We start from the raw sequence: 14,035 nt of genomic DNA, 5'->3' as shown, positions 1-14,035 counted from the left end.
TTTCCATGTCCCTTTTTTAAGAGTCAGCCTTAGAAATTGAAGGGGAGGAATGAAAGGATAATATGTGATCAGGATTTAGTTAAAGGAGCATTTGATAATGTCGACATTCCTTTCGGTTCGCCTCTATATAAAGCAAAAAAAAAACCTCCGCTTAATTAGCAGAAGGTTTATTTAACCGGAGTGATGACCAAATGGCGATATGGTTCTCTACCATTGGAAGTCGTCTTGATTTTCGGATAATGAAGCAGAGCCTTATGTATTACCTTCCGTTCATATGACGGCATCGGCTCCAATGCAACAATTTTACCAGTTTTCAGGGATTTATTGGCCATTCTTTCAGCTAATTGGATTAAAGTATCCGTTCGACGGTTGCGATAATCCTCTGCATCTACAATCACATTCAAAAACTGCTTCGAATAGCGATTGGCTACCAATTGTGTTAAATACTGAAGGGAATTTAACGTTTGACCCCGTTTACCAATTAATAAGGCAATTTTTTCACCTGACAAATGGAACGTTACGTTCTTCCCCTGGCGTTGAACCCTGATTTCCGACTTAACTCCCATTTTTTGAGTGATATCCTGCAGGAACTTTAGGGATTCTTCAACGGGATCAGCAGGCAATGTCACGTGGACGATTGCTTGCCTGGCCCCAAACAAACCCAAAAATCCTTTTTTTCCTTCATCCTCAATTTCAATTTCCACGCGATCTCTTGTGCTGTTAAGTTGAGCTAAAGCTGAATTGACTGCTTCTTCGACAGATTGTCCTGTAGCAGTTATCTTTTTCACTTTTTCTTTGCTCCCTCCGCGTTTTCCGCAGCTGCTTTTCTAAGATCTGGACCTTTGATGAAATATGTTTGAACGATGCCGAAAAGGTTACCCACTACCCAGTAAAGTGAAAGAGCAGCTGGAAAATTAATTGCAAAAATAACAATCATGACTGGCATGATGTAAAGCATCATTGTCATTTGTGCCGCCATTTGCGGATTTGAGTTCATTCCCGCCATTGACAACTTTTGCTGAATGAAAGTTGTAATACCCGCTATGATCGGCAAGATATAATAAGGATCCGGAGAACCTAAATCGAACCAGAGAAAACTATGCAGGGAAATCTCATGCGTACGGCTGATTGCATGATAAAAACCAATCAAAATTGGCATTTGAACCACTATCGGTAAACATCCTGCCAATGGATTCACATTATATTTTGAAAATAACGCCATTGTTTCTTTTTGTAGTTTTTGTTGTGTGGCAGCGTCTTTTGAGCTGTATTTTGCTTGAAGTTCTTTCATTTCTGGTTGAATGGCTTGCATTGCTTTTGAACTTTTCACCTGTTTAATCATAAGTGGAAGTAATATCAAGCGTATGATTAAGGTAACCGCAATGATTCCCAAACCGTAGCTTCCGCCAAATAATTCAGAAATATAAATAATGAGGGATGATAACGGATAGACAATATATGAATTCCAGAACCCTTCACTATCTGCCGTTATCGGTTCTTTAATCTCCGTACATCCTGATAGCAACATCATTATCGAAGCTAATCCAATGATGAGTAATATTCGTTTCTTCAACCGTTTTTTCCTCCTAACTTCAATCAATCTTTTTGAATAAATGTAACCCGTTCACAAGTGAACTACAAGGAAAAGTCACCCACTTATCAACTTTTAACGATGAAATTCTATTTTTTCAAAGCATAATTAATAACTATGTCGAAAAAGGAGTTTTTAAGGGTTTATTTTATTTTTTTGAAATTTAGCGATTTAGAACGCTTCAGGACATGGATCAAACTGCTTTTCACTTGAGAAAAGTCCATTTCTGCCGCTGGTTTTCTAGCAATCACAATATAGTCTTTTCCCTCTTCTATATCCTCTTTCAATTCTAAAAATGCTTGCCGTATGTATCTTTTGATTTGATTCCGAACAACGGCATTCCCAATCTTCTTACTGACAGAGAGGCCTATGCGGAAATATTCCTGCTCGGGCTTTTGAAGGACATAGATAACGAATTGTCGATTGGCAGAGGATTCTCCCTTTTTAAAAACGAGTTGGAATTCGTCCTCTTTCTTTATCCTTAACTTTTTTTTCATCTTTACACCTTCATTAGAATGAATTGAGTCTCAGTAAATCCTTTATTTAGCGAAAAAAAACCACTGAGACTTTTCAGTGGTCTATGCAGATAGTACTTTTCTTCCTTTACGGCGACGTGCAGCGATTACGTTACGTCCGTTTTTCGTGCTCATACGTGCACGGAAACCGTGAACTTTACTATGTTTGCGATTATTCGGTTGATAAGTTCTTTTCATTATATGACACCTCCCTGAGGAATAACAGTTAAAGACAGTCCTTACAATTATATAGATGTTGCTTTCTACTTGTCAACTACATCTAGAAAAATATTTACTTTTTGCTTAATGTCCAGTGGGTTTTTTACTACCTAGCCTATTGTAAATGATTTTGCCTATAACTGATATAGAAATTTTTGGTCAGAGGGTACATTTCATGAATTTTAACCTAATTGATCCCTCTTCATACTACTTTACCATGCATATAACAAATCGACAAAAACATTTGTGAACTTCCGCTTTCGTTTTATAGAGGAACTAGGGACACCTGAATGGCATAAATGCAGTGATGGGGAATCAGTATACAACCTGTTTTAAATCCATCCATCAATAAAATAATTTAGAGGAATTCGACGCCATCACTCCATCTGTGGATAAAATTCGACATGTTTTTTTCTATCCACAGCCCATTTCGTATAGTTTTACACAAAAAAGAAGCCTGTGGAAAAGTTTTTCCCACAGGCCCTTTGAGTTGTGGATAAAGTTCACTAAGCCATTGCAAGACGTCCAAATTTCTGATATTATATTTGTGTTTTCACTCTGAATAACTTTATCAACAGATAACGGTTATCCACAGACTGTGCATAACTTGTGGATAGTTTATTCGACCTGTGAATATTAATCTGTCCACAAACAGTGGATATTGTCGAAAAACCTATTATCTTCTTATTTATATATTTCAAGACATGCCTGTTGATGAATAAACATACGGACCTGCATCTTATTACAAGATGTTATTTATACAAAGGTTGTACAATGCGCGATATCGTTCCAGGGACCTCACCTTTTAGTGACATCCAACATCCCTTATACAGCTCACCGAACTTTTGCTGTCCAAATTTTTTTAAGACAGCGATCGATGAGTTTATTTGTGCCTAGACCTTTTAATACTTATAGAAAAATATTTTGCAAAGGAGGGATAAGTTTGGATAACATCGATAGCCTCTGGAATCAGGCACTCGGAAAAATTGAGAAAAAGATCAGTAAACCAAGCTTTGAAACTTGGCTTAAATCAACTAAAGCTTATTTACTTCAAGGTGACATCTTAACAGTCACCGCTCCCAATGAATTTGCTAGGGATTGGCTTGAGGAACGTTATTCTCACCTTATTTCTGATGTTTTATTCGAACTGACCGGCGAAGAATTGGAAGCGAAGTTCATTATTCCGCCCAATCAGGAAGATGATGACTTTTCCGCTCCCGTTCAGCCTAAAAAGATAAAAAAACAGGATAAGGAAAACAATCCATTTCCACAGCATATGCTTAACTCGAAAAATACCTTCGATACGTTTGTCATTGGCTCCGGCAATCGTTTTGCCCATGCTGCGTCTCTCGCTGTCGCAGAAGCACCCGCCAAAGCCTATAACCCGTTGTTTATATATGGAGGAGTAGGGCTTGGTAAGACTCATTTAATGCATGCCATTGGTCATTACGTACTTGAGCATAATCCAAAGGCAAAAGTCGTTTATCTATCCTCTGAAAAATTCACGAATGAATTCATCAATTCGATCCGGGATAATAAGGCCGGGGAATTTCGTGATAGATATCGTACGGTAGATGTTTTATTAATTGATGATATTCAATTCCTAGCAGGAAAAGAACAAACTCAAGAAGAGTTTTTCCATACATTCAATGCCTTGCATGAAGAAAGTAAACAGATCGTCATCTCGAGTGATCGTCCACCCAAAGAGATTCCAACACTTGAAGATCGTCTCCGTTCCCGCTTTGAATGGGGCTTGATTACGGATATTACGCCACCTGACTTAGAAACGAGGATTGCCATTTTACGTAAAAAGGCCAAGGCGGAAGGGCTCGATATTCCGAATGAAGTAATGCTTTATATAGCCAACCAAATCGATTCGAACATCAGGGAGCTTGAAGGTGCACTTATTCGTGTTGTCGCCTATTCTTCGCTGATCAATAAAGATATTAATGCTGATTTAGCTGCTGAGGCTTTGAAAGACATCATTCCAAGCTCAAAACCTAAAATAATCACGATCTTGGAAATTCAAAAAACGGTCGGTGAGCATTACAGCGTAAAACTTGAGGACTTCAAAGCGAAAAAGAGGACTAAATCGGTAGCTTTTCCAAGACAGATTGCTATGTACCTCTCCCGGGAAATGACCGACTTTTCGCTCCCTAAAATAGGCGATGAATTCGGAGGGCGAGACCATACGACCGTCATCCATGCCCATGAAAAAATCTCGAAACTTATGCAAACGGATACCCAGCTGCAACGTCAGGTCAAGGAAATCCAGGATCAATTGAAGGTATAATAGATTCTGGATAATGTGTATAACTGATGACTACTTACACACAGTCTGTCCACATGTGGATAGACTGTTTTATCTTAGCTTCAACCGGGTTATCCACATATCCACAAGCCCTACTACTATTACTACTATCTTTTTTAAATAAAATTATTAATAAATATGCCATTTAGGCAATTAAAATTGGAGGATGGAACATGAGATTCGTAATTCAAAGAGATCGATTAGTTCATAGTGTCCAAGAAGTAATGAAAGCTATCACATCGAGAACGACGATTCCTATTTTAACGGGGATAAAAATAAGTGTGACAACAGAAGGAGTTACCTTAACAGGAAGTGACTCGGATATTTCCATACAGTCATTTATTCCAGCTGAAGTAGATGGTGATGAAATCGTCGAAGTTAAAAGCAGCGGTGGAATTGTCCTTAATGCACGCTTTTTCAGTGAAATCGTCAAAAAACTACCGATGGATACAGTAGAAATCGAGGTCCAAAATAATTTTCAAACGATCATCCGGTCTGGTAAAGCTGAATTTAACTTAAATGGATTAGATCCAGAAGAATATCCTCATTTACCGATCATTGAAGAAGAAAATATCTTCAAACTTCCAACGGATCTTTTAAAAACACTGATTCGTCAAACCGGGTTTGCAGTGTCCACCTCAGAAACACGACCTATCTTAACAGGTGTAAACTTGAAGGTTCAGGATGACGAATTAACCTGTATTGCAACAGATAGCCATAGATTGGCCATGAGGACAGCTAAAATTGAGAACAAGATTAACGGAGCTTATAGTGTCGTCATTCCAGGGAAAAGCCTAAGCGAGTTAAGTAAGATTCTGGATGATACGAATGAACTTATAGAAATCGTCATCACGGATAACCAAGTCTTATTCAAAGCAGAAAACCTATTGTTCTTCTCACGTCTACTTGAAGGAAACTACCCGGACACTTCCCGATTGATTCCAACCGATAGCAAAACGGATGTGACAGTCCATACAAAAGACTTCCTGCAAGCGATTGATCGGGCATCTTTATTAGCTCGAGAGGGAAGAAATAATGTGGTTAAACTTACAACCATAGAGGGTCGCATCATCGAAGTGTCTTCCAATACACCAGAAATAGGTAAAGTGAGCGAGGAAGTACAAGCTGAAGCCATCGAAGGGGAAGACTTGAAAATATCCTTCAGTGCAAAATTTGTCATGGATGCATTAAAGGCATTAGAAGGATCCGATATCAAAATAAACTTTACTGGTGCTATGCGTCCATTTGTCATCCGACCGTTACATGATGAATCAATGCTCCAATTAATCCTGCCAGTAAGAACTTACTAAAATAATATTTCACAAAATTAAAGACCTGCTACCGGGTCTTTAATTTTTTAGCCCAAATGTATGGGGAGACAAGGATTAACCAAGACTGCAACCTATGCAAAGAAGGTACAATCTGTTAAATAAAGGATAAGTAAAAGCTATACTTTGTCTTAATCCAATTTATTTAGTAAAATAAAATATTAAAGACTACTTAGAAATGAGTGAGGCACCTAATGAACTCAATAAAAATAAGCACGGAATATATTACGCTAGGACAATTCTTGAAGTTGGCTGATTTAATTCAAAGCGGCGGCATGTCAAAATGGTTTTTAAGCGAATATGAGGTTTTCATCAACGGCGAATTAGATGTGAGACGAGGCAGAAAGTTACGGTCAGGTGATAAAATCGAAATCCCTGAATTCGGCACCTTCACAATAACAAGCTAAAACATAAGGGAAGAGCGGATTATGTACATTGAAAAAATAAGTTTGAAAAACTACCGCAACTATACCGAATTAGACCTTACCTTTGAAAATAAGGTCAATGTAATCCTTGGGGAAAATGCCCAAGGAAAAACAAATGTAATGGAATCCATTTTCGTATTAGCAATGGCAAAATCCCACCGTACCTCAAATGACAAAGAACTTATTCGCTGGGATGAAGAGTATGCTAAAATAGAAGGCAGAGTAAGAAAGAGAAATACATCAATCCCACTTGAGCTGACCATTTCGAAAAAGGGTAAAAAGGCGAAGTGCAACCATATTGAACAGAGAAAATTAAGTCAGTATGTCGGCAATATGAATGTGGTCATGTTTGCTCCTGAGGACTTGAATCTCGTAAAGGGAAGTCCTCAAGTCAGACGCCGTTTTATAGATATGGAAATTGGCCAGGTTTCTCCTGTATACCTTCATGATATGAGCCAATATCATAAAATACTTCAACAAAGAAATCATTACTTAAAGCTTCTGCAGACCCGTAAACAAAAGGACGAGGCGATGCTTGATGTATTAACTGACCAGATTATTCAGTATGCAGCGAAAATTGTCGAAAGAAGGTTTCACTTTCTTTCTAAGCTTCAGCAATGGGCAGAGCCGATTCATTCAGGGATCTCCAGGAATCTAGAAGTATTGAAAATCCAATATAAGCCGTCGCTTGATGTATCAGAATCCATGAATTTGACGAAAATAATAGAAGTATACACAGAAAAATTTGATAAAATAAAGGCAAGAGAAATTGAGCGGGGCGTAACCTTGATAGGACCTCACCGGGATGATTTGACTTTTTATGTAAATGACCGTGATGTCCAGACCTATGGTTCCCAGGGACAGCAGCGTACGACTGCGTTATCTTTGAAACTTGCTGAAATTGAATTGATTCATGAGGAAATCGGTGAGTATCCGATTTTACTATTGGATGATGTGTTATCGGAACTTGACGATTATCGTCAAACTCATTTACTAAATACGATACAAGGAAAAGTGCAGACGTTTGTGACGACACCTTCTATCGATGGAATCGATCATCAAACCCTCAGAGAAGCGTCCACCTTTTATGTGAGTCAAGGCAATATAAAAAAGCTTAAATAACGAGGTGAAAGCATGTATCTCCATATTGGTGAGGATATTCTTGTGAAAACGGATGATATCATAGCTATTTTAGATAAAAAGATGCTTCACTCCTCTCCCATAATCGATGAATTCTTGGAGAAAAGGGTAGATGTGATCTCTCATTTAACAAAAAACTCGATTAAATCGATTGTAGTGACAGAAAAGCAGGTCTATTATTCACCGCTTGCCTCGGTCACCCTGAAAAAACGCTCGCTGCAGTCACCTTCCTTAATCGATGAATAAATGCTCTATAGATTATTGTTATCCTTTAAAGTGATAAATGCCAAAAGAAAAGTGTAGGTGGATACGTATGACAATGGAACAAAAAGAAGTACAAGCTCAGGCATACGATGAGAATCAGATACAGGTTTTAGAAGGCTTAGAAGCAGTACGTAAGCGTCCCGGCATGTATATCGGTACCACATCTGCAAAAGGACTTCACCATCTTGTTTGGGAAATTGTCGATAATAGTATTGATGAAGCGCTAGCAGGTTTTTGTGATGAAATAAAAGTGACAATTGAAAAGGACAACAGTATTACTGTTGTCGATAATGGTCGTGGTATACCAGTGGGTATACATGAAAAAATGGGTCGTCCTGCAGTAGAAGTAATCATGACTGTACTTCATGCTGGCGGGAAGTTCGGCGGCGGAGGCTATAAGGTTTCCGGAGGTCTGCATGGTGTAGGTGCCTCAGTCGTAAATGCCCTATCGACAGTGTTAGAAGTATTTGTTCATCGTGACGGAAAAATACACTATCAACAATTTAATCGTGGTGTACCTAAAGAGGACCTAAAGGTTATCGGAGAAACTGACCATACGGGTACAACGGTCCACTTTGTTCCGGATAAGGAAATATTCACGGAATCCATAGAATATGATTTTGATACGCTGGCAACTCGTATCCGAGAGCTCGCTTTCCTAAATAAAGGATTGAAGCTGATCATTGAAGATAAGCGTGAAGAAGAGGAAAAAATCAAGGAATTCCACTATGAAGGTGGAATTAAGTCATATGTAGAGCATTTGAACCGTTCTAAAGAAGTACTCCATGAAGAACCCATTTTCATGGAAGGCGAAAAAGATGGCATTTCTATCGAGTTAGCTCTTCAATACAATGATAGCTATATTAGTAACCTTTTTTCTTTTGCCAATAATATTCATACCTATGAAGGCGGTACGCATGAATCAGGTTTCAAGACTGCGTTGACCCGCGTAATCAATGATTACGCTAGGAAAAACGGACTTTTGAAGGAAGCGGATAATAATTTCTCTGGTGAAGATGTGCGTGAAGGATTAACCGCAATCATATCGATTAAGCACCCTGAGCCCCAATTCGAAGGGCAAACGAAAACAAAACTGGGGAACTCTGAAGTCAGGACTGTAACGGATTCCATTCTTTCCGAAAGGTTGGATTCCTTCTTATACGAAAACCCTGCAGTCGCCAGAAAAATCATAGATAAAGGGCTTATGGCTGCAAGGGCAAGAATGGCTGCCAAGAAAGCACGTGAGTTAACAAGAAGAAAAAGTGCATTGGAAGTCTCCAATCTACCGGGTAAACTGGCGGATTGTTCGTCCAAGGATCCTAGTATCAGCGAATTGTACATCGTGGAAGGAAACTCTGCCGGAGGATCTGCCAAACAAGGCCGTGACCGCCACTTCCAAGCTATTTTGCCACTACGTGGTAAAATTTTAAACGTTGAAAAAGCGCGATTGGATCGAATTCTTCATAATGAGGAGATTGGTACGATTATTACTGCACTTGGAACGGGTATTGGCGATGAATTCAATATTGAAAAGGCAAGATATCATAAAATTGTCATCATGACCGATGCGGATGTAGATGGTGCCCATATTAGAACGTTGATGCTGACATTCTTCTACCGCTATATGAGAAAAATCATCGAATATGGTTATATCTATATCGCCCAGCCACCTCTTTTCAAGATTCAACAGGGGAAAAAGGTGGATTATGCCTATAATGACCGGGAGCTTGAAACAATAATGGCAAGCCTTCCAAGCACACCGAAGCCTAACCTACAGCGCTATAAAGGGCTGGGGGAAATGAATCCAGAACAACTATGGGATACGACCATGAGCCCTGACACGAGAACGTTGCTTCAGGTTAGTTTAAAAGATGCTGTTGAAGCGGATGAAACGTTCGAGATGCTCATGGGGGATAAGGTTGAACCACGTCGAAATTTCATTGAAGAAAACGCGATTTATGTAAAAAATCTAGATATTTAATTTGTTTAACAGGATGATCTTATATCCTGTTCTTTACATAGTTCACGACCCGATCCAAAAATGAAAGTATAAGCTTTATAAAGGAGGTTGGCTCCATGTCAGAAATAGAAAGATCAGGTGTGCAAGAGATAAATATAAGCAAGGAAATGCGGACGTCCTTTTTAGATTATGCCATGAGTGTTATTGTAGCTCGGGCTTTGCCTGATGTAAGGGATGGCTTGAAACCGGTGCACCGGAGAATTCTTTATGCAATGAATGATCTTGGGATGACGTCGGATAAACCATTTAAAAAATCAGCCCGTATTGTAGGTGAAGTAATCGGTAAGTATCATCCTCATGGTGATTCTGCTGTGTATGAAACGATGGTCCGGATGGCGCAGCCCTTTAACTATCGTTATATGCTTGTCGACGGTCATGGGAACTTCGGATCTGTCGATGGTGACCAAGCGGCTGCAATGAGGTATACGGAAGCAAGGATGTCGAAAATATCGATGGAATTGCTTCGTGATTTAAACAAAGATACAGTTAGCTTCCAAGATAACTATGATGGTTCGGAAAGAGAGCCTGCTGTTATGCCGGCTCGTTTCCCAAACTTATTAGTGAATGGTTCTTCAGGGATAGCTGTCGGAATGGCAACCAATATCCCTCCTCACCAATTAGGTGAGGTAATTGATGGCGTATTGGCATTAAGTAAAAATCCAGAAATTACGATTCCAGAGTTGATGGAACACATTCCTGGACCCGATTTCCCGACTGCAGGGCTTATATTAGGCCGGAGTGGTATCAGGAAAGCCTATGAAACAGGAAAAGGTTCAATCATTCAACGTGCTAGAGTTGAAATCGAAGAGAAAGCCAATGGTAAACAAGTCATTATCGTTAAGGAAATCCCTTATCAAGTGAACAAGGCAAGATTGATAGAAAAAATTGCCGAGCTTGCTCGGGATAAGAGGATTGAAGGCATAACCGATCTACGGGATGAGTCGGATCGTAACGGTATGAGAATTGTCATGGAGCTTAGGAAAGACGTAAATGCGAATGTCCTCCTAAATAATTTATACAAACATACTGCCATGCAAACGACTTTTGGAATTAACCTGCTTGCTTTGGTAAACGGGCAGCCTAAGGTCTTGAACTTGAAGGAATGCCTGTATCATTACTTGGAACATCAAAAGATTGTCATTCGTCGTAGAACGGAATTTGAACTGCGTAAAGCGGAAGCTCGGGCCCATATACTAGAGGGATTACGAGTAGCACTTGATAATTTGGATGCAGTCATTGCATTAATACGTGGTTCACAGACTACTGAAATAGCTAGAGAAGGGTTAATGACTCAATTCTCGCTTTCAGAAAAGCAAGCCCAAGCTATTTTGGATATGCGTTTACAACGCTTAACTGGTTTGGAACGAGAAAAAATTGAAGAAGAGTATCAAGCCTTGATGGCATTGATCGCAGAATTCAAAGCGGTCTTGGCCAATGAAGAGAAGGTTCTTGAAATCATTCGTGAAGAGCTTCTAGAAATAAAAGAGCGTTTCAATGATAAGAGGAGAACTGAAATTACATTAGTAGGTTTTGAAAGTCTGGAAGATGAGGATTTAATCCCTGAAGAAAATATTATCGTGACCCTAACGCATAATGGATATATCAAACGGTTACCTGCCACTACGTATCGTAGTCAAAAACGTGGAGGGCGAGGCATACAAGGTATGGGTACAAATGCTGACGACTTTGTCGATCATCTGTTAACGACATCGACTCACGATACATTATTATTCTTCACCAATAAAGGGAAAGTCTATCGTTCTAAAGGATATGAAATACCTGAATATGGACGGACAGCAAAAGGGCTCCCTCTTATCAATCTGTTAGAAGTTGATAAAGGAGAATGGGTCAATGCAATCATTCCAGTGAGGGAATTCACTAATGATTGGTACTTGTTCTTCACAACAAGACACGGTATATCTAAGCGTACACCGTTGTCATCCTTCGCTAATATCCGAAATAATGGATTGATAGCTGTAGGTCTCCGTGAAGATGATGAACTGATTTCGGTTCGACTCACGAATGGCGAAAAGCAAATTATCATCGGTACTAAAGCGGGAATGATGATTCGTTTCCCAGAAACCGATGTCCGTACAATGGGACGTACAGCTGCTGGGGTAAAAGGAATTTCCTTAAGAGCCTCCGATGAAGTAATCGGCATGGAGATTTTGGAAGAAGATGAAGAAGTACTGATTGTTACGAAAAATGGTTATGGAAAGCGGACAAACGCTGAGGAATACCGTATCCAAAGCCGTGGTGGTAAAGGTATCAAAACTTGTAATGTCACAGAGAAAAACGGTGAGCTTGTTGCCGTGAAAACCGTTACAGGGGAAGAAGAAGACTTGATGCTGATTACAGCTGCCGGTGTATTGATCCGAATGGAAGTTGAAGGAATTTCTAAGACAGGTCGTAATACACAGGGTGTTAAGCTCATCCGTCTTGAGTCTTCGGAAAATGAATATGTTTCGACTGTGGCTATCGTTGGACGTGAAGAGGAAGAAGAAGAACTTCTTGAACCAGTAGAAGGCATCGATGAAGATGCTCCTGTTGAGGAGTCAGTTCAAGACGCTGGTGAAACTGCAGTGAACGATGAAACTGAAATAGATGTAGATACAGATACAGATACGGAAGAATAAAAAGGTGTAGCAAAGGGGACCCAGGCTAATTTAGCTGGGCCTTTTTTTGTTGTACATACACCAATGTGGTTATAAATACCTAACTTATTTTTTGAATCATTGAATGATTAATAGGTAATTTATCATAAAAAAGATGGATATCTCCATAATTTTCTAGTAAAATAGTCTGTGTTAAATAACTGTTACAGAGGTGAACAGTTTTGCTGGTGAAAACCGACTTTTTAGTAGAAGGTTGCATACTTTCAAAAGATATTAAGGGATACATGGGCCACCCTATCATGAATAAGAAAACGATATTGACTTCTGAATTGATAGAAGTCTTGAAAGTCTTCTTAATACAAGAAGTTAGTGTTGAAAAGATGTTGATTGACGGAGAAAGATTTATCCCGAAGGAAATCATTGATAAGGAACTAGACGATACAGAAGATTCCTCCGACTTCATCACCCACTATTTAAAAACTGTCCAAACCTATAAGCAGCTTTTTAAAAATTGGCAGGCAGGTAGTAAAGTCGAAGTGTCCATCATTCGGTCGCCTCTTATCCCTCTAGTGGTTAAAGCATTGGAAGAACCGAGTGCTATCCTGAAGCTTCATCATTACAGCAATAAAGAAGATTATATCTATCACCATGCTATATCAACTGGCTTAATAGGAGCACTCATCGCGTTTAAAATGAAATGTGAGTTAGCTGATATCTACCAAGTAGCTCTTGGTGGGTGCTTGGCTGACTGTGGGATGGCCAAACTCCCCCCCAGCATTTTCAATAAAGCCACAAGCTTGTCTTTGGAAGAGAATGAAGAGGTCCAGAATCACCCCATTTTCAGTTATCAAATGATTAAAGATAGTTCAATCATTACGGATAGCGTGAAGCTAGCAGTACTAGAGCATCACGGGAGGGTGGATGGGAGCGGGTATCCTCACAAGATGAGAGCGAAAACCATGCATCTATTCTCGAAAATAATAGCAGTGGCGGATGTTTTTCATGCAATGACATCCGAAAGAGTCTATAGAAAGAAACAGCCGTCGTTCAAAGTAGTGGAAATGATTCTCCATGATAGTTTTGGCCAATTTGACATTACGGTCGTTCAAGCGCTTTTAGCTTACTTCTCCAGTTTTGCGGTTGGGACCAAAGTCAAATTAAATGATGGTTCCATAGCTGAGATCATGTTCATAAATGCTAATTCACAAACTAGGCCACTGGTTCGTTTATATGATAATGGTGATATAATTGATTTGGGATCCAATAGGGAAATATATATAGAGGAAATCCTATAATTTATGGGTAGCTTACTAGATTAATTAGTAAGCCTCCTTATAAAAGGGTGACGATTCAAGGTGAACCTATTGGTCATTTTATTTTATTTTAAAATAACACTTGCAATTAGTAGCGATAATAGATATACTAATTAAGTCGACAGCGAGTTAATAAAAAGTTGTTGACAACAAACAATATATTTGATATATTGTTAAAGTCGCTTCAGGGCGATTGAATAATTGCTCTTTGAAAACTGAACAAAACAAAGCGCCAACGTAAATTTTGAGTGAGCACACACTATAAAAAAGCAAAATGAGCAAGTCAAACATTTC

Annotated in this window: 12 protein-coding genes; 8 read left to right on the top strand and 4 right to left on the bottom strand. The window is 39.2% G+C overall.

Annotated features, from left to right (window positions below):
• Positions 1-167: 167 nt before the first annotated feature.
• The 4 genes from jag to rpmH all read right to left on the bottom strand — a co-directional run bounded on the left by jag (position 168) and on the right by rpmH (position 2,304).
• On the bottom strand, positions 168-788 hold the full coding sequence (gene jag / locus ACIQXU_RS16795) for an RNA-binding cell elongation regulator Jag/EloR (RefSeq protein WP_402991105.1): 621 nt from the start codon (positions 786-788) through the stop codon (positions 168-170).
• Entirely contained in the window at positions 785-1,573 is a 789-nt protein-coding gene (gene spoIIIJ / locus ACIQXU_RS16790) for a YidC family membrane integrase SpoIIIJ (protein ID WP_402869925.1), read from the bottom strand. The genes jag and spoIIIJ overlap by 4 nt, the downstream gene beginning before the upstream one ends.
• A 161-nt stretch (positions 1,574-1,734) precedes the next feature.
• A complete protein-coding gene (gene rnpA, locus ACIQXU_RS16785; RefSeq protein ID WP_402955098.1) occupies positions 1,735-2,088 on the bottom strand; it encodes a ribonuclease P protein component in 354 nt (117 codons plus the stop codon).
• Between the two features lie 81 nt (positions 2,089-2,169).
• A complete protein-coding gene (gene rpmH, locus ACIQXU_RS16780) occupies positions 2,170-2,304 on the bottom strand; it encodes a 50S ribosomal protein L34 (protein WP_402869919.1) in 135 nt (44 codons plus the stop codon).
• Between the two features lie 964 nt (positions 2,305-3,268).
• Between rpmH and dnaA the strand changes: the two genes are divergently transcribed.
• The 8 genes from dnaA (at position 3,269) to ACIQXU_RS16740 (ending at position 13,723) form a co-directional block, all read left to right on the top strand.
• Positions 3,269-4,618, top strand: coding sequence for a chromosomal replication initiator protein DnaA (gene dnaA / locus ACIQXU_RS16775; RefSeq protein ID WP_402869917.1), 1,350 nt, complete (start codon positions 3,269-3,271; stop codon positions 4,616-4,618).
• 191 nt (positions 4,619-4,809) lie between these two features.
• Positions 4,810-5,946, top strand: a complete 1,137-nt coding sequence (gene dnaN / locus ACIQXU_RS16770) for a DNA polymerase III subunit beta (protein ID WP_402869915.1) — start codon at positions 4,810-4,812, stop codon at positions 5,944-5,946.
• 212 nt (positions 5,947-6,158) lie between these two features.
• Entirely contained in the window at positions 6,159-6,371 is a 213-nt protein-coding gene (yaaA, locus tag ACIQXU_RS16765) for a S4 domain-containing protein YaaA (protein ID WP_402991101.1), read from the top strand.
• Between the two features lie 21 nt (positions 6,372-6,392).
• Positions 6,393-7,511, top strand: coding sequence for a DNA replication/repair protein RecF (recF, locus tag ACIQXU_RS16760; protein ID WP_402991098.1), 1,119 nt, complete (start codon positions 6,393-6,395; stop codon positions 7,509-7,511).
• A 12-nt stretch (positions 7,512-7,523) separates the two neighbouring features.
• Entirely contained in the window at positions 7,524-7,775 is a 252-nt protein-coding gene (remB, locus tag ACIQXU_RS16755) for an extracellular matrix regulator RemB (protein WP_402869910.1), read from the top strand.
• 73 nt (positions 7,776-7,848) lie between these two features.
• Entirely contained in the window at positions 7,849-9,774 is a 1,926-nt protein-coding gene (gene gyrB / locus ACIQXU_RS16750) for a DNA topoisomerase (ATP-hydrolyzing) subunit B (RefSeq protein ID WP_402871286.1), read from the top strand.
• A gap of 95 nt (positions 9,775-9,869) precedes the next feature.
• Positions 9,870-12,449 (top strand): DNA gyrase subunit A, encoded by a 2,580-nt coding sequence (gene gyrA, locus ACIQXU_RS16745; RefSeq protein WP_402991096.1) that lies wholly within the window; start codon positions 9,870-9,872, stop codon positions 12,447-12,449.
• 278 nt (positions 12,450-12,727) lie between these two features.
• On the top strand, positions 12,728-13,723 hold the full coding sequence (locus ACIQXU_RS16740) for an HD-GYP domain-containing protein (protein WP_402991093.1): 996 nt from the start codon (positions 12,728-12,730) through the stop codon (positions 13,721-13,723).
• Positions 13,724-14,035 lie beyond the last annotated feature (312 nt).

Source organism: Peribacillus sp. NPDC097284, from assembly GCF_044761765.1.
Taxonomy (GTDB): domain Bacteria; phylum Bacillota; class Bacilli; order Bacillales; family DSM-1321; genus Peribacillus.
This window is presented reverse-complemented; position numbering and strand designations above follow the sequence as displayed.

What these genes read in the sequence shown, in the direction of transcription:
- yaaA (WP_402991101.1), top strand. Translation starts at nt 6,159, where the DNA reads ATGAACTCAATAAAAATAAGCACGGAATATATTACGCTAGGACAATTC.
- remB (WP_402869910.1), top strand. Translation starts at nt 7,524, where the DNA reads ATGTATCTCCATATTGGTGAGGATATTCTTGTGAAAACGGATGATATC.
- gyrA (WP_402991096.1), top strand. Translation starts at nt 9,870, where the DNA reads ATGTCAGAAATAGAAAGATCAGGTGTGCAAGAGATAAATATAAGCAAG.
- rnpA (WP_402955098.1), bottom strand. Translation starts at nt 2,088, where the DNA reads ATGAAAAAAAAGTTAAGGATAAAGAAAGAGGACGAATTCCAACTCGTT.
- dnaN (WP_402869915.1), top strand. Translation starts at nt 4,810, where the DNA reads ATGAGATTCGTAATTCAAAGAGATCGATTAGTTCATAGTGTCCAAGAA.
- gyrB (WP_402871286.1), top strand. Translation starts at nt 7,849, where the DNA reads ATGGAACAAAAAGAAGTACAAGCTCAGGCATACGATGAGAATCAGATA.
- ACIQXU_RS16740 (WP_402991093.1), top strand. Translation starts at nt 12,728, where the DNA reads ATGAATAAGAAAACGATATTGACTTCTGAATTGATAGAAGTCTTGAAA.
- recF (WP_402991098.1), top strand. Translation starts at nt 6,393, where the DNA reads ATGTACATTGAAAAAATAAGTTTGAAAAACTACCGCAACTATACCGAA.
- rpmH (WP_402869919.1), bottom strand. Translation starts at nt 2,304, where the DNA reads ATGAAAAGAACTTATCAACCGAATAATCGCAAACATAGTAAAGTTCAC.